Genomic DNA, 23496 nt, shown 5'->3' on the forward strand with positions numbered 1-23496 from the left:
GGTCCCGCCCGTCGACACGCTCGTTTTTAAGTGCCGGACGAACGAACCGGACGACATGGACCTCTCCGCCGCCGTCACGGCAACGACAGCGACCCTCCGCCGACGCCCCGCCGACCTCCTCCCCTTCTACCTCCTCGGGACCGCCGTCCCCGTGATCGCCCGTCTCGGCACGTTCGCCGCGCTCGCGGGCATCTTCGCGTACCTCGAGGTCACCGGGCGGCTCGCGGCGGCCCGCGACGCGCTGGCCGGCGTCGAACCGCCGCCGGAGACGCAGGATCCGGAGGCGCTTCAGGCGTGGGCCGAGGGGCTGGCCCCCGCGTTCGAGCCGCTGGTGACGCCGACCGTCGGAGCCCTCTTCGCCGCCGGCGTGCTCGTCACGGTCCTCCTCGCGATTTTCTCGTACGCGGTCGTCTCGGCGGGTCAGCTCTCCGCCGTGATCGCCAGCCTCCGCGACGAGCGAGGACTCGTCGGGGGGATCGCGGGCGCGCGGTCCCGCTGGCTCACGTTCCTCGGCCTGTACGTCGCCGAACTGCTCCTGTGGGCCGGGGTGATCGGGCTCGGGTCGGTCGCGGTCGGCGCGGCGTTCCTCGCGAACCCGCTCCTCGGGGCGGCGGTGGCGGTCGGCGCGCTGCTCGCCGGCTTCGTCGCGCTCGCGCTCGTCCGCATCCTCTTCGCGTTCGCGCCCGTCGCCGTCGTCGTCGACGACGCAGGCGTGGTCGGGGCGGTCGAGGGCGCGGGCGGCTTCGTGCGGTCGAACCCGGTCGACGCCGCCGCGTACCTCGTCGTCGCGGTCGGCACGCTGGTCGCCGTCGCGTCGGTCGCCTCCGGGGTCGCGTTCCTCGGCGGCGGTCCCGTCGTCGCGCTCGCCAGCGCGGTCGTCGTCGCGCCCGCGCTCGACCTGCTGAAGACCGTCCTCTACGGCGACCACCGCGGGACGGTCGACCCCGTCTCGCCGCCCGAAGTCGGCATCCGCACGCAGTTCGTCGGCGGACTCCGCCGCGGGTGGCGCGAACTGACCGCCTTCGTCCGGTCGACGCCGGGCCACCACGCGCTCGCGGTCGCGGTCGCGGTCGGCTTCGGCGCGGTCGGCTGGCTGGCCGCCGACCCGTTCGTCGGGATGGTCCCGACCTCGATCGAGACGCGGATCGCCGGACAGATCCCGCCCGTGGCGGCGCTGACGTACTTCGGCAACAACTGGGGGGTCGCGATCGCCACCGGCTTCTCCGGGGTCGGGCTCGCCGTCCCCGCGCTGTCGTCGCTCGCGTTCAACGGCGTCGCGCTCGGGGCCACCGCCGCCTTAGAGGAGAACATCCCGGCGCTCGTCGCGTTCGTGGTCCCTCACGGGATCTTCGAGATCCCCGCGCTCGTCGTCTCGGGGGCGCTCGGCGTCCACCTCGGCGTCGTCTCGTGGCGGACGTTCCGGGGCCGCGCGAGCCGCGAGCGGTTCGCCGACGCCTTGGAGACCGCTTTCTGGGTGACGGTCGGCCTCGGGATACTCCTCGCCGTCGCCGGCCTGATCGAGGGGTTCGTCAGCCCGTACTACTGGCGGCCGTTCCTGTGAGCGGAGCGAGAGCCCGGGTACGTCGCCGCCCGAGCGCGGCCGCGACCCGCCCGCAGCCTTATTAGCGCGGGCTCGAAGCGACGGTATGCAGCCCCTCGTCGCCGCCATCCTCGTCGGCGTCCCGCTCGCGTGGCTCGTCGGCTTCGCGGCCTACGCCTACGTCGACGCCCCGAAACACGGAATGAACCCGCGCAAGTGGGCGGTCATCGCCTTCGTCGTCCCGCTGTTCGGCTTCCTCGCGTACGTCTTCGAGCGCGACGAACAGGGGTACGACCCCGAGACCGACCCGTACGCCGAGGGGAGCGAGGAGCGGACCGGCGGGTTCGCCGTCCACGAGTCCCGGCAGGGCGAGAAGCGCCTCGGGCCGGCCGGAACAGAGGCCGAGGGGGACGAGGACGACGAGTGGAACGACCCGGACGGCGTCGACCTCTGACTCAGAGCGCGTCGATCAGCGCCGCGCGGCGGCGGTCGAGGTCGAACGCGGCGTCGGCCGCGTCGAGGCGGCCGAGGAACGCGAAGACGTCAGCGCCCGCCCGCTCGGCGTGACCGATCAGCGCCTCGATCGATTCGCGGTTCAGCGCGAACGACTCCAGTTTGCCACAACAGAGCGCCAAGGCGATCCCCGCCTCGCCAGAGGGAAACGCCGGATCGACCGCGGAGAGGTCCGGGTCGGCGGTCGGGTCGCCGTCGACGCCCGCCTCGCTCGCGGGGACGACGCGCAGACGCCGGGTACAGATCGCGGCCGCGTCCGCGGGCGCGTGCTCGCGGAGCGCCGCCGGCACCGCGAACGCGACGACGGCGCTCTCGCAGTGAGGACAGGGCACGACCGACGGTAAGCACCGCGAAAACATAAAAACGGTCGTCGGGAACGGATAGACGACGCGGCGAACGGAGCCCAGTACGGAAACGAAGCCGACGAGGACGGATATCGCAGAGAGAGAGAAGGGCCGACGCGCGGGCGTCGTCAGTCGGCGGGTTCGGGCTCTTCGGTCTCCGCGGCCGCCGCCTCCGCGGCCGCCTCGGCCGCTTCGGCGGCCTCCTCTTCCTCCTTTTTGTCCTTGATCTTCTTCATGCGGAAGATCTCCTCGCGCTCCTGCTCTTCGAGCTTCTGCTCGATGTACTCCTGGTTCTCGTACAGGCCGGGGAGCAGCGTGAACTCCAGGGCGTTCACGCGGCGCTTCGTGGTCTCGATCTCCGTGAGCATCTTCTTCATCGCCGTCTCGACCTCCGCGGCGAGGATGATCGACTCAAGTAGCTGCTCGTAGGCGTCGGCCGCCTCGTCGATCCGCGCCGAGGAGCCGAGCAAGCCGTACCCCCGCTCGTCGAGGCTCTTCTGGACCTTCGAGGACTCGATCTGCGGGACGACGACGCCCATGATGTTCTTCGACTGGGTCGTGATCTCCGGGTGCTCTTTCAGCGCCGCGGCCGCGCCGCGGACGGCCACGTCGCCCTCCATCGCCCGGGCCATGTCGATCTTGCGCTGGGCCGTCTCGTAGTTCTCGGAGACCTCCGACCGGACGTCCTGCGCCTGGTCGAGGATGTCCATGAACTCCATGATGAGCCCGTCACGCTTCTGTTCGAGCGTGTCGTGACCGCGCTCGGAGAGCTCGATGCGGTCCTCGATCGCCATCAGGTTCTTGCGCGTCGGTTTGACGTCCTCGGCCATCTTGGGGGTAGCTTCCGCCCAGAGGCGGTTAATTCTTTTCAGACGCGGCGGATCGGCGGCTCGGCAGAGCCCGAGCGTTCGCCCGTGACCGCGGCCGTTCGGCCGTTGGGAGCCGCCGGTCGCCGGAGCCGCCGCTGGCGGAGCGGGCGTCGGTGCGGCGAAAAGTGAGTCGAGGCGAAACCGAGGCCTCAGTCGGCCGCTTCGACGACTTCGCGCTCGGCGTCGTCCTCGCGGTAGTACTCCTCGATGAACTCCTCGTCGATCCGGTTGAGGGCGTCCTTCGGGAGCATCGAGAGGAGGTCCCAGCCGATCGAGAGCGTCTCCTCGATGTCGCGGTTCTGGTCGAAGCCCTGGTCGATGAACTCCGACTCGAACGCGTCCGCGAAGTCGAGGTACTTGTTGTCGAGCTCGGAGAGCGCCTCGCGGCCGACGATGTTCACGAGGTCGCGCAGGTCCTCGCCCTCCGCGTACGCCGCGAACATCTGGTCTTTCACGTCGGCGTGGTCCTTGCGGGTGAGCCCCTCGCCGATCCCGTCGTCCATCAGCCGCGACAGGCTGGGGAGGACGTTGATCGGGGGCTGGAGGCCCTGACTGTTGAGGTCGGGGTCGACGTAGATCTGGCCCTCCGTGATGTACCCGGTCAGGTCCGGGATCGGGTGGGTGTCGTCGTCGCCCGGCATCGTGAGGATCGGGATCTGCGTGACGGAGCCCTCGCGGCCCTTGATCCGGCCCGCGCGCTCGTACAGCTGCGCCAGGTCGGTGTACATGTACCCGGGGTACCCGCGGCGTCCGGGCACCTCCTCGCGGGCCGCGCCGATCTCGCGGAGCGCCTCGCAGTAGTTGGTCATGTCCGTCAGGATGACGAGGACGTGGTAGTCCTTCTCGAAGGCGAGGTACTCGGCCGTCGTCAGGACCATCCGCGGCGTGACCGTCCGCTCGACGGCGGGGTCGTCCGCGAGGTTCATGAAGACGACGGAGCGTTCGAGCGCGCCGGTGCGCTCGAAGTCCTCCATGAACTCGTTGGCCTCCTCCTGGGTGATCCCCATCGCGCCGAAGATGACTGCGAACTCGGAGCCGTCCTCGTCCTCGTCGCCCTCCTCCTCTTCGGGCACGCTGGCCTGCCGCGCGATCTGCATCGCCAGTTCGCTGTGCGGCTGGCCGGAGCTGGAGAAGATCGGGAGCTTCTGTCCGCGGACGAGAGTGTTCATGCCGTCGATGGCGGAGACGCCCGTCTCGATGAACTCCTCGGGGTACTCCCGGGAGTACGGGTTGATCGCCGCGCCGACGATGTCCTGTCGGTCCTCGGGGACGATCTCCGGGCCGTCGTCGATCGGTCGGCCGGAGCCGTCGAGCACCCGCCCGAGGAGATCCTCGGTGACGGGCATCTTCATCGTCTCGCCGAGGAAGCGGACGGACGCGTCCCTGTCGATACCGCTCGTCCCCTCGAAGACCTGGATCGCGACCACGTCTTCCGAGGATTCGAGCACCTGTCCGCGCAGCGTCTCGCCCTGTGCCGTCTCGATCTCGACGATCTCGTCGTAGCCGATCGCCTCGTCGACCTCGGCGTACACGAGGGGACCGCTGATCTCGGTGATGGTTTGGTACTCTTTCATGTTAGTAGAGGCTCCGGAGTTCCTCGGTGATGTCCGCTTTGAGCTCCTCGATGTACTCCTCGTAGTCCTCCTGGACGCCGATCCGGTTGATCCGGGGGGCGGCCTCCGTGTCGACGATCTCCTCGACCGGAACGCCCGCGTCGAGCGCGTCGAACGCCTCGTCGCTGAACGTCTGGATCGTCGTCAGCATGAGGTACGTCTTCTCCGGCGGACAGAACGTGTCGACCGGGTGGAACGCGTTCTGCTGGAGGTACGCCTCGCGCAGGTAGCGCGCGACCTCGAGGGTGAGCTGCTGGTCGTCGGGGAGGGCGTCCTTCCCGACGAGCTGAACGATCTCCTGTAGCTCCGTCTCCTCGTCGAGCACGTCGACCGCCCACTGACGCTTCTCCGCCCAGTCGTCGGCGACCTCGTCTTCGAACCACGGGTCCAGCTGGTCTTTGTACAGCGAGTACGACTCGTTCCAGTTGATCGACGGGAAGTGGCGGCGCTCCGCCAGGTCCGCGTCGAGCGCCCAGAACGTCTTCACGATGCGCAGGGTGTTCTGGGTGACCGGCTCCGAGAAGTCGCCGCCGGGCGGCGACACCGCGCCGATCGCGGAGACCGACCCCTCGGTCCCGTTGACGTTCTCGAAGTAGCCGGCCCGCTCGTAGAACTGCGCCAGGCGGGCGGCGAGGTACGCGGGGTACCCCTCCTCGCCGGGCATCTCCTCCAGCCGGGAGGAGATCTCGCGCATGGCCTCCGCCCACCGCGAGGTGGAGTCGGCCATCAGCGCCACGTCGTACCCCATGTCGCGGTAGTACTCCGCGATCGTGATCCCCGTGTAGATACAGGACTCACGCGCCGCGACGGGCATGTTCGACGTGTTGGCGATGAGCGAGGTCCGGGCCATCAGCGGGTTGCCGTTGGCCGGGTCCTCCAGTTCGGGGAAGTCCTCGATGACCTCGGTCATCTCGTTGCCGCGCTCGCCGCAGCCGACGTAGATGATGATGTCCGCGTCGGCGTACTTCGCGAGCTGGTGCTGCGTGACCGTCTTCCCGGAGCCGAACGGGCCCGGGATCGCGGCCGTCCCGCCCTTCGCGATGGGGAACAGGCCGTCGAGGATGCGCTGGCCGGACACCAGCGGCGTCCGGGGCGTCTTCTTGTTCGCGGAGGGGCGCGCCTCGCGGACGGGCCACTCCTGGTGCATCGAGACGTCCGTCCCGTTGGCGAGTTCGACCACCGTCTCGGTGACGTCGAACGAACCCGACTCGACGGCGGTGACCTCGGTGGTCTCGCCCTCGTCGAGCGCGTCCGGCGGCACCATCACCTTGTGGTCGATGGTGACCGTCTCCTCGACGATGCCGACCACGTCGCCGCGGCCGACCTCGTCGCCGACCTCGACGGAGGGCTCGAACTCCCACTCCTTCTCGAGGTCGATGCCGGGGGCGTCGACCCCGCGGTCGAGGTACGGGCTCCCCATCTTGCCCTCCAGCACGTCCAGGGGGCGCTGAACGCCGTCGTAGATGGCGTCCAGCACGCCCGGACCCAGGTCGACCGACAGCGGCTCGCCCGTGTTCTCGACGGGTTCGCCGGGGCCGACGCCGGAGGTCTCCTCGTACACCTGAACGGTCGTGAGGTCGCCCTCGATCTCGATCACTTCCCCCATGAGCCCTTCGTCGCCGACGTAGACGACGTCGTTCATGCGGGCGTCGAGATCGCGGGCGGTCACGACCGGACCGCTCACGCTCTGAATGACGCCGTCGTCGGAGACGGCGTCGGTTGTGTCTGCTTTGCTCATATTAGTCGTCTTCCTCCATCAGGTCGATGCCGATGGCGCGTTTGATCTGGTCGCGCAGCCCGCCGCTGCCGGCTCCGGAGCCGCCGAGCGTCACGAGCACCGGCTCGATGCTCCCCTCGACCGCCTCGCGGGTCCCCCGCGAGAGGTGGTCGAGGTCGTCGTCGTGCATCACGATGATGCCGACGCCCTCGTCGTCGAGCGTCCGCTCGACCGCGTCGTCGAGCTTCTCGTCCTTCTCGTCGTCCGGCACGTTCTCGAACGCCCGGACGCCGGCGAGACGGAACCCGGTCGTGAACTCCGGGCTGCCGACGACCGCTATCTCCTGGCTCATGTTATCACCAGCTCCGATTCGATCTCGTCGGGCGAGAGTCCCGCTTCCTTCCCGCGGGCGATCGCCCGGATGTTCTCCGTCTCGCGCTCCTTCGCGAGGATGTACGAGATGACCGGGGTGACCGACACGGGGTGGATCGTGCCGAGCCGGTCGCCGTACGCCAACAGCGCGGCGTCGATCGCGTGTTCGAACGCGATGAGGCTGTCGGCCTCCTCGAGCTCGCGGAGCGCGGGACCGAGCTCGTCGCCGTACTGGCTGTCGCCGATGTACTCGACCAGTTCGTCGATGTTCTGCGCCAGCCGCGCGAGCGACGAGCGGGTGAACAGGTCGCCACCCTCGATGAAGTAGGCGGCGGGGTCGATGTCCGCGCCCGAACGGGCGAGCCGGAGCGCGTTCGTCGCGTTCCGGAAGTCGACCTCCGCCTTGAGGAACGCCTCGTACTGCCGGGTCGGCTCGTCGACGCCCAGCCCGGAGAGGAGCCGCTCGTAGAACGCGCGGTCGACCGCGTTCTCCAGCGGCACCAGCACGCCCGTCTCCTCGAACTCGGCGTACGCCTCCCGGAGCGGCTCCCCGTAGATCGTGTCTTCGAGGACCTCGATCACGCCGTCGATCGAGTCCGCCTCCAGCAGCCGGCGGATCCGGCGGTCGTCGAACTCGCCGGCGCGGATCAGGTCGACCTCGACGGCCTCCTGCTCCGCGTCGGTGTAGACGCCGCGGATGATCGTCTTCACGTTCCACGCGTCGAACTTCCGGAGGTACCGGGCGATCAGGTCGTACAGCGACCCCTCGCTCCAGTCGAGGATCGCGTCGAACTGCTCGGCGAGGTTGCGGTTCAGCGCGTACTCGATCAGGTCCACGCCGCCGTGGCGGCTGCCGAGCGCGTTGATCTCCGCGCCGTAGCTCGACTCCTCCATGAACCGAGCGATCTCGGCCGGACCCATCCGGGTGAGCTTGCGGTACTCTTCGTCCCCGAAGAGGCTGCCGCGGCGGGCACGAACCCGCGCGACGACGTACTCGGGGTTCGGGCTGCCGGCGGCGCTCATTGGTCGAACAGCCGCTCCGAGATGTTCTTCAACTCGTCGTCCCAGACGGACTCCAAGACCGAGTCGAACGTGTTGTTCACGCGAACGCGGGAGGTGTCGCTCTCCGCGACGACGCCGCCGAGGCAGTCGATCTCCCCGTCGACCTCGGCGTTGCGGTCCGCGACGAGGTCCTCGAGCAGGTCGACATCCTCGGCGCGGGTGTAGACGGCGACGCTCTCGTCGTCGTCGAACTCCGCGAGGCTCGCGTCCAGCAGGGCCTCCGTGAGCTCGCGACGGTCGTCGCCGTCGAGACCGGAAATCGCCGCTTCAACGTCGTCGCGAACGTCCTCTAGGACGTCGCGGCGAGCACCGAGCCGCTCCTGTTTGGCCTCGAGCTTCGCCGAAGAGAGCGTCTGTTCGCGCTCCTGGTCGATCTGGTCGTCGACCTCGGCGAGCCGCTCCTCGCGGATGCGCTCCGCGTCGGCCTCCGCCTCGGCGACGATCTCGTCGGCCTCGGCGTCGGCCTGTTCGCGGATCTCCTCCGCACGCGCGCGGGCTTCGTCTCGAACGTCCTCAACGACGGTTTCCAAACTCATTGGTTGAAAAACGCTGGAGAGTTACCCGACGATGAAGACGACGACGAGCGCGAGGATGACGATCGTCTCGGGAAGGACCGTCAGGATGAGCCCGTTGACGAAGAGGTCGTCGTCCTCGGCCATCGCGCCGACGGCGGCCGACCCGATACCGCGCTCCGCGTAGCCCGCCCCGAGCGCCGCGAGCCCGACGGCGAGGGCCGCCGCGGCGTTGGGATCAGTCAGCGTTCCACCGGTCGACAGTACGAGGTTCCCGAGTTCGTTGGTAGCTTCAAACATTGGTAGTAGTTGCTGTTGCTCGTCTCCGAACGGTTGCTATTTGCCCCTACAGGAGTCATAAAGCTTCCCAAAACGACCGAACGGAACGGCGGAAAACGGAGGTGAGCGCAGCGGCTAACGCGGTCTCGAACCGGGTCGCGGGACCGGGTTCGTCGGACGAACGCCAGGAGAGCCGAGCGGTCGGCCGGCCGTCACTCCTCGCGGGTGTACTTCCGGTCGCGGCCGAACGGCAGGTACTCGCGGCCGCCGCCCTCGTAGAAGTTCCCGAAGAACTCCACGTACTCGAGGCGCACGGCCTGAATGCCGGCGGACGTGACGCCGAGCAGGAGCACGACGATGTGGCCGACGACGGCCACCACGATCCCGCCGACGAGCGCGACGACGCCGACCGCACCGATCGAGGCCGGGTCGAACGCGGTGGTGATCCCCGCGAAGACCAGCTCGTAATCCTCCGGGTGGCTCCGAACGTATTCGAGGTAGTCGGCGCTGAAGATGAAGTGGAAGCTCCCGTCGCCGCCGTCGTCGATGTACGCGCCGAACGCGAGCAGGTTGACCGCGAGCGCCATCCCGCCCTTCGCGAGCAGGACGGCCATGAGCCGGGCGTACGAGATGACGTTGACGACGGGCGAGAGGAACTCGGCCAGCTCCGGCGGCTCGCCGATGCCGAGCAGGACGAGCCCGAGCAGCGCGGCGGCCGCGCCGGCCCAGCCGACCGCGGTCGGGAACCCGCCGAACGAGACCGCGCCGAACGTCAGCACCGAGACCGCCTCGAACAGGAAGTCGGGCTTCGAGTTCGGGAAGACGCTGCTGAAGATCCAGATCCACGCACCGTTGAGGATCAGCAGCCACGAGCCGGCCTCGTAGACGGCGTGCTTGAAGTCGTGCTGCTTGAGCGTGCTCACGAACGAGAGGACGTGGCCGACGTTCAGGTGAAGGATGCCGAACACGACGCTCACGACGAGGAACGAGAGGCCCCAGTCGAGGTCGGCGGGCGAGAGGCCCTTGCCCTCGACCGGCCAGTGGATGTCCCCCGGCAGCAGCTGGTAGGCGTGGTAGCCGAACAGGTCGATGCCGTAGTAGATGCCGAACAGTATCGTGAACGCCCCGGCCCACATCGCGACGGAGCCGAGCTCGCGGAACGCGCCGTCGAACTTGGTGTACATGAACGCCCCGATGGCGGCGTATAAGACGCCGTACCCCACGTCGCCGATCATGAACCCGAACATCGCCGGGAACGTGAGGAACACCAGAAGCGTCGGGTCGAACTCCGAGTACTTCGGCCGCCCGAACGCCTGCACGAGCAGTTCGAACGGACCCGCCGCGCCGCCGTTGTCCTGGACGACCGGCGGGTCGTCCGTGCCGTGCGCCGCGTGGCCGCCGTCGGTGGCGACCGCCTCCTCGGTCTCGGCGTCGCCGGACGGCGAGGTCGACGCCGCGCCGCCAGCCTCGTCGTCGACGGACTCGGTGTGGTGGTCGCCGTCCGGCGTGAACGAGGCGCGTTCCAGCTCCTCGACCTCGGCGTGGTCGCCCACCGCGTCGGCGATGGCCGCCTCGAAGTCGGGGAAGGTCTCGGTCGGCACCCACCCCTCGGCGACGAAGGCGTTCTCCGTCGTCGCGAACGAGAGCGGGGCCTCCTTCTTCTCGGCCTCGATGGTGAGCTGCTCCTCGGCGCGCAGGAGGAAGCCGGCGGCCTCCTCTTTCACCGACTCGAGCTCGGTCTGGACCGCGTCGAGCTCGTCGCGGAGGTCGGCCTGTTCGGCCTCGAGCTCCGCGACGTACTCGTCGGGGCTGGCGTCGGCGTCCGGCACGTCGAGCAGCGCGATGTCGACGCCGACCAGCGCGTCCTGAACGACGCCCTCGGCGTCGGGATCGGTCGGTTTCGCGACGATGGCGAGCACGTCGCCGCCGACGAACACGTCGAAGGCGTCTATCGTCTCGGCGTCTTCGAGCGCCGCCTCGACGGGGCCGGGCTTGGCCTCGCCGACGACGACCTCGACGGAGTCGTAGCCGCGCAGGTACTCCAGGTCGATCCCCAGCTCGGCGAACGGCTCCATCCGGTCGATCTCCTCCTGCCGGTCGCGGATCGCGTTCTGGAGCTCGTCGCGCTGGTCGTTGAGGTCGTTGACCCGGTCGCGGACGCGTTCGAGCTCCGCTTCGAGCTCGTCGTCGTCCAGCGGTCGCGCGACCTCGGCGTCGTCCTCGTCGACATCAAGGATGCTTTCGAGCGACCGCACCGTCACGAGCCGCTCGTTCAGCGTCTCGGCCCCCTCGAGCGAGGTCCCGGGCTCGAACCCCTCGTACCGCTCGTCGTAGTCGGTGACGTGCAGGGAGTGGTGGGAGTACGCCGCCTCGATGACGTCGTCGATGACGCGCTTCGAGCCCGTCACCGACACCCGGCTCATCCGCTCAGGCCTGAGCATCCACCGCCTCCTCGGCCTCCTCGTGAACCGCCGCCTCGAACCGTTCGACGGCGTAGTCGACGGCCGATTCCACACGGTCGCGGGCCTCGCGTTCGAGCTCGTCGCGGTCCGAACGCCCCGATTCGAGGATCTCCTCGCGCCGCTCCTCGATCTCCTCTCGGGCCGTTTCGAGCCGCTCTTGGGCCTCGGAGTCAGCCTCCTCCTCGGCCTCGGCGCGGATCTCGTCCGCGCGGTTACGAGCCTCGGCGAGGCGCTCTTCGGCGTCCGATTCAGCGTCCGCGATGATCTCGTCCGCCTCCCGTTCGGCCTCCTTGATCGAGTTGAGCACCTCTGGTCTCGCCATGCTACTAATCGCCTGAAACTCTACAAGCGACGTATAAGGTGTTTGCGAAAGCCCGCGGGGTTTCGCGCGGATTCCGGGGCGATTCCGGGCGGATATCGGACGGAACTCGGCGGACGCGCCAGCCGAGTCCGGGCGTCGCCGCCTACATTTAAGTAGCAGTCGCCGGACCGTCACCGTATGGCAACGGTGTATGCGGTCGCGTCGGCGAAAGGTGGGGTCGGAAAGACCACCACGACCGCCGCGCTGGCGACGATCCTGGCGGAGTCGGGGGCCGACGTCGTCGCGATCGACGCCGACCTCGGCATGGCGAACCTCGCGAGCGCCGTCGGGGTCACGCCCGGCGAGACCACGGTTCACGACGTGCTCGCGGGCGAGGCCGAGCCCGCCGCGGCGGTCCGCGAGGGCCCGTCCGGGCTCCGGGTCGTGCCGGGCGCGACGCACCTCGACGCGTACGCGGCCGCGGACCCGTCGGGACTTCGTCAGGTTGTCGAGGCGTTCGACGACGCCGATTTCGTGTTCGTCGACGCCGGCGCGGGGCTGTCGCACGACTCCACGCTCCCGCTGGCGATCGCCGACGAGACGCTGCTCGTCTCGACGCCGGAGCGGAGCGCCCTCGGCGACACCGAGAAGACGCGACAGCTGACCGAGCGCCTCGGCGGGACGGTCGCCGGTGCCGCGATCACCCGCGTGACCGACGACACGGACGAGGTCGTCACCGCCCTGCTCGACGCTCCCGTTCTCGGTCGGATCCCGGACGACGAGGCCGTGGGGCGGGCCGCGGCCGCGAACCGCCCCCTGTCAGCCGTCGCGGCCGACGCGCCGGCGACGCGGGCGTACCGCGACTTGGCCCGGGCGCTGACCGGCGTCGACGTCGCCGGGGCCGGACTCGACGGCCCCGCGGCCGAGGCGGCGAGCGGGGCGCGTTCCGGTGACGGCGTAGACGACGGCGACGGGAGCGGAATCGACGGGGAAAGCGGAGACGGCGACGGGAGCGACGACGACGAGGAGCGCGCGGTCGAGGACGAGACCGCCGACGAAACGGACGCGACGGACGGCGACGCGGACGACGACGGTCCGGTGACCGACGACGCGGTGATCGTCGACGACGAACCGGAGCCGGCGGCCGGCGACGAGGGAGGAGAGCCCTCTGAGGGGGACGAGGGGACGCCCGCTCCCGACGACGACCGACCGGCGGACGAGGACGACATCATCGTCGCGGACCCCGATGCGACTGGGGTGACGGAGCCGGGCGACGGCGACGACATCATCGTCGCGAGCGAGGACGAGGCCGACGCCGATGCGGTGGACGACGATGTTACGGACGCGGGCGACGCCGAAGCGGCCGGGGCGGGCCACGCCGAAGCGGCCGAGGCCGAGTCCGCCGACGCCGATCCGACCAACGCCGAGTCCGCCGATGTCGAACCGACCGACGCCGACGAGGCCACGGACACCGGTCGCGACGAGGACGACGCCGAGAGCGTGACAGAGGACCGCGGGAGCGTCGGCGACGAGGACGCCGAGACCGGAGCGGACGCTGGCACCGAGACCGGCGAGGACGACGACTCCGACGCGATCCCGGACGCGGACGAGACCGCGCGGGCGACGGCGGCCGAGCGGACCGAGTCGGACGACGACATCGAGGACGAACTGGCCGGCAGCATTCCGTTCCGCGACGACGACACCGGGACGATGAACACCGTGCTGTCGGAGGAGGCGGAGGGCGGCGACGACCCCGACGGGAGCGCGGACGACGACGGCGACGGGACGACGGCGGACGACGACGAGGACGACGGAGACGGGGAGGACGGCGGGTTCTTCAGCCGGCTACTCGGTCGGTAGAAACGGGGGAGGCGTCTCCGTCGTCGCGGAGAACGGGCGGAGAATGGGCGGAAACGAGCGGGACGGAAGGCGAGCGCGGAACCGCGCTGCGGATCAGGCCTCCGACGGCGCGCGGGCGCGGTCGCGGATCAGCTCGCGGATCTCCTCGGGGTCGGTGACGTCGGCGAGTTCCTCGCAGGAGACGAGGGCCGTTCCGTCGACCGACTCGCGCTTCTCGTCCTCCTCGGTGAAGTACACCGAGCGGGTCTGGGCCACCTCGCCGATGGAGGACATGATCCGGGCGCGCTTCTCGGCCGCGGCGGTGAACGCCGAGTGGCCGGTGAGCACGCGCGTCTCGGGGCTGTCGTCGTCCTCGGAGACCGCCTTGAACGGCGCGCGGGCGGTCGGGTGGACGGTGAAGCCGGCGCTCGTGAGCACGTGGAGGACGTGTTCGTCGTCGGGGTCCGCCTCGGGCGCGGACGGCGTCGGCTCTGCGTCGCGGACATCGTCCGCGCCCTCCAGCACGTCGACCGGGCTGGAGAACGGCTGATCGAACAGCTCTTCTAACTGGATCGCCACCTCGATGGAGGCGTTCATCCCGTCCTCGTACTTCGAGACGGTGCGTCGGGAGACGCCGAGTTCGGTCGCGAGGCGGCCGAGCGACCAGCCGCGCTCCTCGCGCTCGTCCGCGAGGAGGTCGCCGTCGAGGCTGACGTACAGGCCGCCGGGGGCCGCGTAGATGAGCGGCGGCATCCCCTCGACGAACAGGTCGTAGGCGGTGTCCGGGTTGATCACCGGCACGCCGTGTCTGAAGTAGACGACGCCGGGCTTCAGCTCCTCGTCGCGGGTGCGGACCCCGATCACCATCGGCGTTCCCCTGAGGTACTCGCCGAGCCGGCGCATCTCCGCGCCGGTCTCCGCGTCGAGCGCGTCGACGTTGCCGAGTATCTTCAACAGGAGGAGGTCCTCGTCGCGCCGGGCCGCCACGTCGAAGCTCTTGGGCCGGACCGCACACCGGTCGCTGACGAGGAACCCTGCGTCCTCCAGCATCGCGGTGACGTTCCCGATGAGCGCAGTCCGGGACATAGCCGGAACAAGCGGCTCGGCGTATATATGCGTTGTGTCGTCCGCCTCCCGACGAAACCACCGCCCGCCTGCGATTTTCCCCGTTCGGGCCGGGAAACGGTTAAATACTCCGTGAGTGCTGGTTAGCGGTTCGGCGGAGGGAGAAGGCGACCCACCCGGCCTCGAAAGGGGCTTGACCCGCCGCCGCGAACGTCGTCGCATGCCGATCGTCGCCGTCGACGACACCGACTCCCGCGAGCGCGGGATGTGCACGACGTACGTGGCGACGCGGATCGCGGAGCGGCTCGCGGCCGCCGGCGGCCGGGTCCGGCGACGCCTCCTCGTCCGCCTGAACCCGGCCGTGAAACACAAGACCCGGGGGAACGCCGCGGTCGCGCTCCACGTCACCGGCGTCGAGGCGGAGCGGGCCGCGGCGGTGGCCGTCGAGGCGGTCGACGAGTTCGCCGCCGCGTCGGACCCGCGGACCTCCCCGGGCGTGGTCGTCGCCGACCGCGGCGTCGCGGGCGACCCCTTCGGCCCGACCGGCTCGCCGATTCCGGACGCGGTCGCCGAGTTCGCCCGGCGGGCGCTCCGCGAGCGCCTCTCCGTCGCGGAGGCGGTCGAGCTGGCAGACGAACACGACTTCCGGCACGCCGCGGTCGGGTCCGCGGGCGGCGCGGGCGAGGGCGAGTCGGTCGCCGGCCGGGGGCGGGTCGGCGCGCTGGCCGCGGTGGGCGCGCCCGCCGCGTTCGACGACTGGACGGTCGAGCGGATCTCCTACCGCGAACTCGACCGCTGCGGGACGCCCCGCGACGTCGACGTCGAGAGCGTCTTCGCCGCCGCCGAGGAGGGGTATCCGACCGTCTGGGACACCGTCGACCGGGAGACCGGCGCTGCCGTCTGCGTCCCAAACGCCCCCGGCCCGATCCTCCACGGGATCCGGGGCGACGACGCCGACGCGTGCCGGGCGGTCGCGGCCGCGATCGACGGCGAGGCGGTCGACCGCGCCGCGACGTTCCTGACGAACCAGGGGACCGACGCCCACCTCGCGCCGGGGCGGATCGGCGACCTGCGCGACGGCGCGGGCTACCGCGTCGCGGGCGTCGTCGCGGGGGCGCCGGAGACGAGACGGGGGGGTCACGTCCACGTCGCGGTCGCGGACGACCGGGGCGGAGGCGACCGTGGACGGGAGGGCGACGGGGCGGACACCGACGCCCTCCGCGCCGTCGCGTTCGCGCCCACCGGCCGGTTCCGCGACCGGGTCCGGTCGCTGCGCCCCGGCGACCGCGTCACCCTCTGCGGCGAACACGAGGTGCGGGCGGACGCCGACGGACCGGCGAGCACCCTGAAACTGGAGAAGTTCGCCGTCCGCGACCTCGTTCGGACCGAGCCCGCCGTGCCGACCTGTCCCGACTGCGGGCGCTCGATGTCCTCGGCGGGGCGGGATCAGGGGTACCGGTGTCGGGACTGCGGGACGCGCGCGGCGGGGAAAGTCGAGACGCCGGTCGACCGCGACCTCGACCCGGGCTGGTACGAGGTGCCGCCGAGCGCGCGCCGCCACGTCGCGAAGCCGCTCGTCCGCGGCGGGTTCGACGCGCCGACGCACCCGGAGCGGTGACGGGGCCGTCGAGCCCGACTCGCCCGGAGCGATGAAGTGGTCCGCGCGAGAGCGGACGGACGTGACCGGAATCGTCTTCCACGCGACGGAGCGACGCGACGCGGTCGTCGAGTTCTACCGCGACCGGCTGACCGCGACGGTGCGGCTCGAACAGCCGGACTGTACGATACTGGAGTTCGACGGCTTCCTGTTCGGCTTCTGCGAGCGCGCCGAGGCCGACGACTGCGGCATCCTCACCTTCGTCTACCCCGACCGAGACGGGGTGGACGCCGCACGGGACCGGCTCGGCGACGCGGTCGTGGAGGAGCCGCGGGAGAACGAGACGTACGACATTTACCAGTGTTTCGCCCGGGACCCCGAGGGCCGGACCGTCGAGTGTCAGGCGTTCCTCGACGACGCCGTCGACATCGAGTAGGCGGCGATCGGCGGGCCGGGGGACCGCGCCCGCTCACTCGTCGAGGTCGTGGGCGTCGCGCCACGCGGCCGCCCGCTCCGCGGCCGCCTCGGCGTCGTCGAACCGCTCGCGCTCGTAGGCCGACTCGTCGGCCGCCTGCTCCATCACGTCGAGGCGGACGACGAAGCCGCCGTCCGCGCGCTCGCGCAGTCTGACCGTCGCGTAGCCGTCCGACCGCTCCCACTCGGTGACCGTGCCGTCCTCGCGCTCCAGCGACCAGCTCATACCCCGCCGGACGCGCCCCGCGGCTAAAGCGGTGGGGTTCCGCGGTCGGACGGGGGACGGGATTCCGCGGTCGGGTCAGTCGCCCGCGCTCGGCGAGCGGTCCACACCCGGCGTCTCCGCCGCCTCCGGCGTGGCGGCGTACCCGCACACCGGGCAGACGACGTAGCCGAGCGAGTCGTACGGGACCGACGTCGAGGGGGCGGTCACGTCGCACTCGGGGCAGTCGAACGTCGCGGCGTTGTCGGTCGACATGCGAACACATACCGGTCGATCGCCCCTAGTTATGCGCCGCTTGCTGTCGCGTCAACGCCACCCTACTTATATACCGAGTCCGAATCCCGTCGCGTGACCGACGACGCACACGCGGGCGGGTCGACGGCGGGAGAGACGACGGCGGAAGGGACGACCGGACCGTACGAGCGGCGGCGCGAGCGGGCCGCGCGGCGGCTCGACGCGGTCGACGCCGCGGGGCTGGTGGCGTTCCCGAGCCGGAACCTCCAGTACCTCACCGGCTTCGCCGAGGAGCCGGGCGAGCGGCACTTCTTCCTCGTGGTTCCGGCGGCGAGCGCCGCGGACCCGAGCCCGGCGCTGCTCGTGCCGGCGCTGTACGAGACGCAGGTCCGGGAGGCGACGGACGTCGCCGAGGTCCGGACGTGGAGCGACGGCGACGACCCGGTCGCGGCGACCCGCGACCTGCTCGCCGACCGGGGGCTCGACGGCGGGCGGCTCCTCGTCGACGACACGATGTGGGCGCGGTTCTCGCAGGACCTCCGCGCGGCGGCCCCCGGCGCGACGTGGGGGCTGGCGAGCGAGGCGCTCGCGGACCTCCGGGTCAGGAAGGACGAGGCCGAACTGGCGGCGCTGCGCGAGGCAGCGGCGGTCGCAGACGCCGTCGTCGAGGACCTCCGCGAACTGGGCGCGGACGCGGTCGGGATGACCGAAGCCGAACTCGCCGACCGGATCGCGGACCGGCTGGCCGCACGCGGGGGGCGCGGGGTCAGCTTCGAGACGGTCGTCGCGGCCGGCGAGAACGGCGCGAAGCCGCACCACGGCCACGGCGACCGCGAGGTCCGGGCGGGCGAGCCGGTCGTCCTCGACTTCGGGACGCGCGTCGACGGCTACCCCTCCGACCAGACCCGAACGCTCGTCTTCGGCGGGGAGCCGCCCGAGGAGTACCGGGAGGTCCACGAGGTCGTGCGCGAGGCGCAGGCCGCCGGGGTCGAGGCGGTCGAACCCGGCGTTCCCGCGTCCGCCGTCGACCGCGCCGCACGCGAGGTGATCGAGGCGGCGGGGTACGGCGACGCGTTCGTTCACCGGACCGGCCACGGGGTGGGGCTGGAGGTCCACGAGGAGCCGTACCTCGTCGCCGGCAACGACCGCCGGCTGGAGCCGGGGATGGTGTGCTCCGTCGAGCCGGGGATCTACCTCGACGGGCGGTTCGGCTGCCGGATCGAGGACCTCGTCGTCGTCACGGAGGACGGCTGCGAGCGGCTGAACCGGACCGACCGCGGCTGGGAGACGGGCGGCGAGAGCGGCGGCTCGTCGGCGCGGTGACGAGCGAGGCCGCGAGGGAGGCCGCAACGGGAGAGCGAGACGTGAGAACGAAACGCGAGAACGCGACGCGAAAGCGCGGAGACCGGCGTGCCGAGCGTCGGCACGCGGATTCGGGAGTCGTGTGCCTGCGCCCCCAAGCGGGGATTACCGCCGGATATTATAACAGTATTACCGTATTATTTCGGGTAGGTTCCCGCGGTCGTATCGGAGCCGCGGGCGCTCACGGAGCCGCGGGCGGCATCGAAACCATTAGTGTCGCCCGAGCGGAACCGCGACGCATGAGTGACACCGATGCGGACGAGGGTGACGACGAGGCCGAGGCGGAGCCGGCCGTCGAACTCGGCGAGGGACCGGACGTTGCCGGCGAGCCGGTCGCCCGCGTCGCGTCGCGGCTCACCTGGCCCGCGACGCGCAGCGACGTCCGGGAACAGGAGGGCGACGCCGAGATCCGGACGCCCGACGGCCCCCGCGGGCTCGACGACGTGCTCGCCGACAGCGAGGTCCCGCTGTTCGAGAGCCGGAGCGAGTTCGTCCGGGCGGTGGAGGACGTCGTCGGTCGCAGTCCGGTCGCGACCGAGTAGGTCGAGCGCGTCGCCCCGCCGCGGACTTTTTACTCGGGCGACACGGAGTCGAAGCATGGCGATTCCGTTCGATCCGCACGAGCTGGACCCCGAGGAGTACGGCGAGACCAAGACGACGCTCCAAACCGACCACGAGTCGGCGATAGAGCGCGTCCGCGAGGTGTGTACCGACGCCGGGTTCGGCGTGCCCGTGGAGTTCTCCCCCTCCGAACTGCTCAACGAGAAGGTGGACGCCGACCGCGACCCGTACTACGTCCTCGGCGCGTGTAACCCCCGGATGGCGGACCGCGCGCTCGACGCCACCGACGGGCGGATCGGCGGGCTGTTCCCCTGTAACATGATCGTCCGCGAGGTCGAACCCGGCACGCAGGAGGTGTACCACGTCTCGATCATGAAGATCGCGCGCCTGCTCGGGCTCCCCGTCGACGACGACGAGATGGACGCGATCATCGACGACACCGGCGAGATGGTCGACGCCGTGTTCGCGGAACTGGACGACGGCGCGTAGGTCGCGACCCGCTGCCCGGCGCAGGCCGGTCGGTCCGTCCGCGGTCGTCCGACTCTCGCTCGTGTTCCGGTGTGTCGTCGGGTGTGTTCGGGGACGGACGCCGGTGGTCGTGTGTACTTGTATTGAATTTGAATAGGGAGCCGCACCCGCTGGCGTTCTCGTGCCGTCGTGACCGATGTTTCGACCGAGCTACAGCCCCCAGATGGCCGCCACACCGACCGTGGTGACGACCGCAAGCAGTACCTGTAGCGGTGCCCCGACCTTCAGAAAGTCGCTGAACCGGTAGCCGCCGGGACCGTACACCATCAGGTTCGTCTGGTAGCCGATGGGCGTCATGAACGACGTGGCCGAGGCGAACATCACGATCAGCAAGAACGAGAACTGGTCGGCCCCGAGCTGCTGGGCGGCGTCGACAGCCACCGGGATCATCAGGACGACCGTCGCCACCGGCGTGATGACGTTCGCCATAAGCCCCGTCAGCAGCGACGTGAGCAGCAGCACACCGATCAGCGGGAGCACCGCCTCGGCCGAAACGAGCGCTTCAGCGATGACCGCGGCCCCGCCGGTCGATTCCATCGCCTGTCCCAACGGGATCACGCCCGCGAGCAGGAAGATGACGTTCCAAGACACCGCGTCATAGGCGTCGGCGGAACTGAGACACCCCGTGACGACCATCCCGAACACCCCCGCGAAGGCCGCGATCACGATGGGAACGACGTCGAGCGACGCCGCGGCGATGACGCCGGCCATGATCGCGACGGCGATCGGCGTCCGCGGCGACAGCGGTGCGGCCTCCTCGACGTCGGCCTCGACCAGTCGGTCGTAGGCGCGCTCGTCCGCGACGTAGAGGTCGCCCGTCTCGTTGAAGTACTCGATCGACTCCACGGGCATCCGGGCCAACAGCAGGTCGCCGACCTGTAGCGTCACCTCGTCTAACTCCGTCCGGATGAGAGTGCCCTCACGGCGGATCGCCAAGACGGTCGTCCGCTGGAACTCCTCGATTCTGGCCTCGGCGATCGTCTCACCGACGTATTTCGAGTTCTCTCCGACGACGGCCTTCACGAGCGCGAAGTCAGTCGGCGGGTCTTCGAAGGTCGTTTCTGTGATCTCCTCGGGGGTACGGTTCCGGAGGCCGTTCGCCTCCCGGAACTGGTTGATCGCCTGTATCGTCCCGTTGACGATCAGCGCGTCTCCCGCTTCGATTGGGATGTCGGTGTACGGTGCGGGGTAGACCTCGCCGTCGCGGCGCAGTTGGAGGATCGTCACCCCGGTTTCATCCGAATCTAATTCGGCAACGGCCGTTCCGACCAACGGCGAGTCGTCGCTGATTTCGACCCGCGCGAGGTGGTCCTCGAGGTCGAACTCCTCGACGAGATCGGCACCGACGGGAATCCGCGCGGGGACGAGTCGCCGCCCGATCGTCAGCAAGTACGCGAGGCCCACGACGAGGATTACCACTCCGAGGGGAGCGAATTCGAACATCCCGATGCCGCTCCGGCCGTCGATGAGCAGGCGGGCGGAGTCGCTCGCGAGCAGGTTCGTCGACGTGCCGATCAGCGTCAGCGTCCCGCCGAGGATGGCGGCATACGACAGCGGCAACAGGAGTTTCGACGGCGAGATGTTGCTCTGTTCGGCGAGATCCGAGATCATCGGGATGAACACGGCGACCACCGGGGTGTTGTTGATGAACCCAGCGATCGGTCCGGTAGTCCCGACCGTCGCCGCGAGAGCGCGGAACTCGCTGCCTTGTGTCAGGTCTGCGAGGTAGACACCCAACCGCTGAACCAGACCGGTCTGTTGGATGCCAGCACTCAACATGTACATTCCGACGATAGTGATCGTCGCGGGGTTGGAGAATCCGGAGATCGCGTTCCGCGGGGTGATCCCGATATCAATTCCCAACAACGGCTCGATCGAGGCGAGGGCCACGATGACTCCGATCGCAGTCACGTCGTTGGGGATGACCTCAGAGACGAACAGTGCCAGCGCGACGCCGATGAGTCCGAAGACGAGCAGCGCTGGCGTCGTCAGTCCGAGGAGAGCCATGCCATCCGATAGTGAAGCCGACATATAGTCCTTCATAGACGTGAACAGCGACGTACAGCCGAGTCGCTGAGGCTTCGGTGGCGTTCCCGTCGCTCAGTATGTTGTAAACGGCCGCAAATTCGGAGCGACCGCTGCGCCGCCGGGCTACCTCGCCGCTCCGGCGTCGCTGCTGTCGGTCGGGTCCAGCCACGAGGTCACGAGCGACTCGAACGGCGCGGAGTACCCCATCAGCGTCGTCCCAAGCACCGCCATCACGAGGACGTAGCCGACCGCGAAGGCGTTGATCGTCCCCACCAGCGCCGGGTCGAACGTCCCCGCGTTCGCGCCGGTGACCGCGACCGTGGCGATGATCAGCGAGAACTCCCCGCGGGTGGTCATCCCGAGCGCGACCCGGGTCGACCGGCGGGCGTCGAGGTCGAACGCGCGCCCGGCGAGGTACCCGGTTACCAGCTTCGTCGGCGTCGTCACGACCACCGCGAGCGCGACGAGCGCCGCGACGTCCCCGAACAGCGACGGGTCGGTGACGAGTCCGATCCAGAAGAAGAACACCGCCGCGAAGGTGTCGCGGACCGGCTCCAACAGCGTCTCGATCTCGTGGGCGTAGTCGGTCGACGAGAACGCCATCCCGACGAAGAAGGCCGCGACCGCCTCGCTGACGCCGAGCGCGAGCGAGACGCCGGCGACCAACACAACCGTCGCGATCGACCGCAGCGCGACGAACTCCTTGTTGTCCGTCGCGACCAGCCGATCGAACGCCGGGGTTCCGAACCGGACCAGCGCGAGCAGCGCGAAAATGAACCCGATCGCGGTCCCGACGTCAGTCGCGGCCGCGGCGACGTCGCCGCCGCCCGACACCAGGGCGGACGCGACCGCGAGGTAGACCGCGATGAACAGGTCCTCGTAGACGAGCGTGCCCAGCATCGGCTCGGCCTCGTCGTTGGCGATCCAGCCGAGGTCGATGAGCGATTTCGTGATCACCGCCGACGAGGAGATGTAGACGATCCCCGCGATCAGAAACGCCGGGAGGAACGCGCCGAAGACGAGCCAGCCGAGCACGAGCCCCGCGCCGAAGTTCGCGAGGTCGATCGTCCCCGCCGTCCCGATCGGATGCCACCGGGCGATCAGGCGGTCGAGGTTGAACTCCAGCCCGAGGAAAAAGAGGAGGAAGACGATCCCCAGCTCCGCGCCCAGCGAGATGAACTCCGTCTCGGGGACGTAGACGGTCCCGAGCGCGGGCAGCGAGACGCGCCCGAGGACGAACTCGCCGAGCGCCATCCCGGTGAGGATGTAGAAGGGGATCACCGACTGACCCAGTCGGTTCGCGACCATGCCGGCGACCGCGACCGCGGCGAACATGATCCCCACGTCGAGCAGCGCCACTACCGGGCACCTCCGAGCGGGACGCGGGAGGTGGTGGGACCGGGCGGAGCAACGGGGACGTCGAGGGAGACGAGGGCGGCGAGGGAGACGAGGGCGGCGAGGGAGACGAGGGGGACGAGAGCCGAGGCGGCCCCGTGAGGGCGGCCGCTCATCCGGTGAGGAGTTCCTCGAACGCGGCGCAGTTCTCGGGCGTGCCGACGCCGATCAGGGTGTCGCCCTCGCGGAGGGTGGTCTCGGCCCCGGGGCTGTCGATCACGCCCTCGTCGCGCTGGATGGCGACCACCGCGAGCCCGGTGCGGTTCCCGATGTCGGCGCTCTCCAGCGTCTCGCCGACGAGCGGGGAGCCCGGCGGGAGCTCGTACCACTCCAAGAGGATGCCGCCCGGCAGCGTGGTCTCCTGCGTGTCCGGCTCGACCGGCTGGAAGTACGCCCCCTCGATGATCGACCCGATCTTCCGCGCGAGGTCGTCGTCGAACGCGAACACCTTTTCGGAGTCCGCGTCCGGGTCGCGGCGGCGGAACACCTCTCGTTTGCCCGTGTTGTGGATCACCACGACCATCTCCTCGTCGCCGAGGTCGATGGTGAACTTTTTCCCGACGCCCGGGAGGTCGGATTCGCTGATCGTCATACCCGAGGGTGCGA

Annotated in this window: 25 protein-coding genes; 8 read left to right on the top strand and 17 right to left on the bottom strand. The window is 70.0% G+C overall.

Annotation, left to right across the window (positions count from 1 at the left end; translation table 11 throughout):
* Positions 1 to 55: 55 nt before the first annotated feature.
* Together NAF06_RS04360 and NAF06_RS04365 are read left to right on the top strand one after the other, a co-directional pair.
* Positions 56 to 1561, top strand: coding sequence for a stage II sporulation protein M (locus tag NAF06_RS04360; protein WP_008582529.1), 1506 nt, complete (start codon positions 56 to 58; stop codon positions 1559 to 1561).
* An 85-nt stretch (positions 1562 to 1646) separates the two neighbouring features.
* The gene (locus NAF06_RS04365) at positions 1647 to 1994 is read left to right on the top strand and encodes a PLD nuclease N-terminal domain-containing protein (protein ID WP_008582532.1); all 348 of its coding nucleotides are present in this window, start codon (positions 1647 to 1649) and stop codon (positions 1992 to 1994) included.
* A gap of 1 nt (position 1995) precedes the next feature.
* On the opposite strand, the gene NAF06_RS04370 is transcribed toward NAF06_RS04365, so the two are convergent.
* The 10 genes from NAF06_RS04370 to ahaH all read right to left on the bottom strand — a co-directional run bounded on the left by NAF06_RS04370 (position 1996) and on the right by ahaH (position 11605).
* On the bottom strand, positions 1996 to 2385 hold the full coding sequence (locus NAF06_RS04370; protein ID WP_008582534.1) for a DUF6276 family protein: 390 nt from the start codon (positions 2383 to 2385) through the stop codon (positions 1996 to 1998).
* Between the two features lie 140 nt (positions 2386 to 2525).
* A complete protein-coding gene (locus NAF06_RS04375) occupies positions 2526 to 3227 on the bottom strand; it encodes a V-type ATP synthase subunit D (protein ID WP_006629426.1) in 702 nt (233 codons plus the stop codon).
* Between the two features lie 188 nt (positions 3228 to 3415).
* Positions 3416 to 4840 (bottom strand): V-type ATP synthase subunit B, encoded by a 1425-nt coding sequence (locus NAF06_RS04380; RefSeq protein WP_008582536.1) that lies wholly within the window; start codon positions 4838 to 4840, stop codon positions 3416 to 3418.
* A 1-nt stretch (position 4841) separates the two neighbouring features.
* Positions 4842 to 6617 (bottom strand): ATP synthase subunit A, encoded by a 1776-nt coding sequence (locus NAF06_RS04385; RefSeq protein ID WP_008582539.1) that lies wholly within the window; start codon positions 6615 to 6617, stop codon positions 4842 to 4844.
* A 1-nt stretch (position 6618) separates the two neighbouring features.
* A complete protein-coding gene (locus tag NAF06_RS04390; RefSeq protein WP_006629423.1) occupies positions 6619 to 6948 on the bottom strand; it encodes a V-type ATP synthase subunit F in 330 nt (109 codons plus the stop codon).
* Positions 6945 to 7991 carry a V-type ATP synthase subunit C gene (locus tag NAF06_RS04395; protein WP_008582542.1) on the bottom strand — a complete coding sequence of 349 codons (1047 nt, stop codon included), beginning with the start codon at positions 7989 to 7991 and terminating at the stop codon, positions 6945 to 6947. Before NAF06_RS04395 ends, NAF06_RS04390 begins: the two co-directional genes overlap by 4 nt.
* Positions 7988 to 8566, bottom strand: coding sequence for a V-type ATP synthase subunit E (locus NAF06_RS04400; RefSeq protein ID WP_008582544.1), 579 nt, complete (start codon positions 8564 to 8566; stop codon positions 7988 to 7990). Before NAF06_RS04400 ends, NAF06_RS04395 begins: the two co-directional genes overlap by 4 nt.
* Before the next feature lie 21 nt (positions 8567 to 8587).
* Positions 8588 to 8842: a hypothetical protein gene (locus NAF06_RS04405; RefSeq protein ID WP_004598766.1), complete on the bottom strand. Its 255-nt coding sequence runs from the start codon at positions 8840 to 8842 to the stop codon at positions 8588 to 8590.
* A 191-nt stretch (positions 8843 to 9033) separates the two neighbouring features.
* Positions 9034 to 11244: a V-type ATP synthase subunit I gene (locus NAF06_RS04410; protein ID WP_008582547.1), complete on the bottom strand. Its 2211-nt coding sequence runs from the start codon at positions 11242 to 11244 to the stop codon at positions 9034 to 9036.
* A gap of 4 nt (positions 11245 to 11248) precedes the next feature.
* A complete protein-coding gene (ahaH, locus tag NAF06_RS04415) occupies positions 11249 to 11605 on the bottom strand; it encodes an ATP synthase archaeal subunit H (RefSeq protein WP_008582548.1) in 357 nt (118 codons plus the stop codon).
* A gap of 177 nt (positions 11606 to 11782) precedes the next feature.
* Between ahaH and NAF06_RS04420 the strand changes: the two genes are divergently transcribed.
* Positions 11783 to 13444 carry a nucleotide-binding protein gene (locus NAF06_RS04420; protein ID WP_008582549.1) on the top strand — a complete coding sequence of 554 codons (1662 nt, stop codon included), beginning with the start codon at positions 11783 to 11785 and terminating at the stop codon, positions 13442 to 13444.
* A gap of 93 nt (positions 13445 to 13537) precedes the next feature.
* Here the strand turns inward: NAF06_RS04420 and NAF06_RS04425 are convergent, their stop codons facing one another.
* Positions 13538 to 14509: a transcriptional regulator gene (locus NAF06_RS04425; protein ID WP_251106187.1), complete on the bottom strand. Its 972-nt coding sequence runs from the start codon at positions 14507 to 14509 to the stop codon at positions 13538 to 13540.
* Positions 14510 to 14708: 199 nt separating this feature from the next.
* Here NAF06_RS04425 and NAF06_RS04430 point away from each other — a divergent pair, with 199 nt between their 5' ends.
* Both NAF06_RS04430 and NAF06_RS04435 read left to right on the top strand, forming a co-directional pair.
* Positions 14709 to 16106 carry a tRNA(Ile)(2)-agmatinylcytidine synthase gene (locus tag NAF06_RS04430; RefSeq protein ID WP_008582552.1) on the top strand — a complete coding sequence of 466 codons (1398 nt, stop codon included), beginning with the start codon at positions 14709 to 14711 and terminating at the stop codon, positions 16104 to 16106.
* Between the two features lie 61 nt (positions 16107 to 16167).
* On the top strand, positions 16168 to 16521 hold the full coding sequence (locus tag NAF06_RS04435; protein ID WP_049908654.1) for a VOC family protein: 354 nt from the start codon (positions 16168 to 16170) through the stop codon (positions 16519 to 16521).
* A gap of 33 nt (positions 16522 to 16554) precedes the next feature.
* Here the strand turns inward: NAF06_RS04435 and NAF06_RS04440 are convergent, their stop codons facing one another.
* Both NAF06_RS04440 and NAF06_RS04445 read right to left on the bottom strand, forming a co-directional pair.
* A complete protein-coding gene (locus NAF06_RS04440) occupies positions 16555 to 16785 on the bottom strand; it encodes a DUF7543 family protein (RefSeq protein WP_008582556.1) in 231 nt (76 codons plus the stop codon).
* A 75-nt stretch (positions 16786 to 16860) separates the two neighbouring features.
* Positions 16861 to 17037 carry a hypothetical protein gene (locus NAF06_RS04445; RefSeq protein ID WP_008582558.1) on the bottom strand — a complete coding sequence of 59 codons (177 nt, stop codon included), beginning with the start codon at positions 17035 to 17037 and terminating at the stop codon, positions 16861 to 16863.
* 93 nt (positions 17038 to 17130) lie between these two features.
* Here NAF06_RS04445 and NAF06_RS04450 point away from each other — a divergent pair, with 93 nt between their 5' ends.
* From NAF06_RS04450 to NAF06_RS04460, 3 genes are all read left to right on the top strand, one after another.
* On the top strand, positions 17131 to 18339 hold the full coding sequence (locus tag NAF06_RS04450) for an aminopeptidase P family protein (protein ID WP_008582560.1): 1209 nt from the start codon (positions 17131 to 17133) through the stop codon (positions 18337 to 18339).
* Between the two features lie 278 nt (positions 18340 to 18617).
* A complete protein-coding gene (locus NAF06_RS04455) occupies positions 18618 to 18920 on the top strand; it encodes a DUF5789 family protein (RefSeq protein WP_008582562.1) in 303 nt (100 codons plus the stop codon).
* 55 nt (positions 18921 to 18975) lie between these two features.
* Positions 18976 to 19428, top strand: coding sequence for a DUF302 domain-containing protein (locus NAF06_RS04460; RefSeq protein WP_008582564.1), 453 nt, complete (start codon positions 18976 to 18978; stop codon positions 19426 to 19428).
* A 189-nt stretch (positions 19429 to 19617) separates the two neighbouring features.
* On the opposite strand, the gene NAF06_RS04465 is transcribed toward NAF06_RS04460, so the two are convergent.
* From NAF06_RS04465 to NAF06_RS04480, 4 genes are all read right to left on the bottom strand, one after another.
* Positions 19618 to 21474 carry an SLC13 family permease gene (locus NAF06_RS04465; RefSeq protein WP_008582565.1) on the bottom strand — a complete coding sequence of 619 codons (1857 nt, stop codon included), beginning with the start codon at positions 21472 to 21474 and terminating at the stop codon, positions 19618 to 19620.
* Positions 21475 to 21618: 144 nt separating this feature from the next.
* The gene (locus tag NAF06_RS04470) at positions 21619 to 22854 is read right to left on the bottom strand and encodes a cation:proton antiporter (RefSeq protein ID WP_008582566.1); all 1236 of its coding nucleotides are present in this window, start codon (positions 22852 to 22854) and stop codon (positions 21619 to 21621) included.
* A complete protein-coding gene (locus tag NAF06_RS04475; protein ID WP_160162867.1) occupies positions 22854 to 23006 on the bottom strand; it encodes a hypothetical protein in 153 nt (50 codons plus the stop codon). Before NAF06_RS04475 ends, NAF06_RS04470 begins: the two co-directional genes overlap by 1 nt.
* On the bottom strand, positions 23003 to 23482 hold the full coding sequence (locus tag NAF06_RS04480; RefSeq protein WP_008582567.1) for a cation:proton antiporter regulatory subunit: 480 nt from the start codon (positions 23480 to 23482) through the stop codon (positions 23003 to 23005). The genes NAF06_RS04475 and NAF06_RS04480 overlap by 4 nt, the downstream gene beginning before the upstream one ends.
* Positions 23483 to 23496: the final 14 nt, after the last annotated feature.

The organism is Halorubrum hochsteinianum, from assembly GCF_023702125.1.
Classification (GTDB): Archaea; Halobacteriota; Halobacteria; order Halobacteriales; family Haloferacaceae; genus Halorubrum; species Halorubrum hochsteinianum.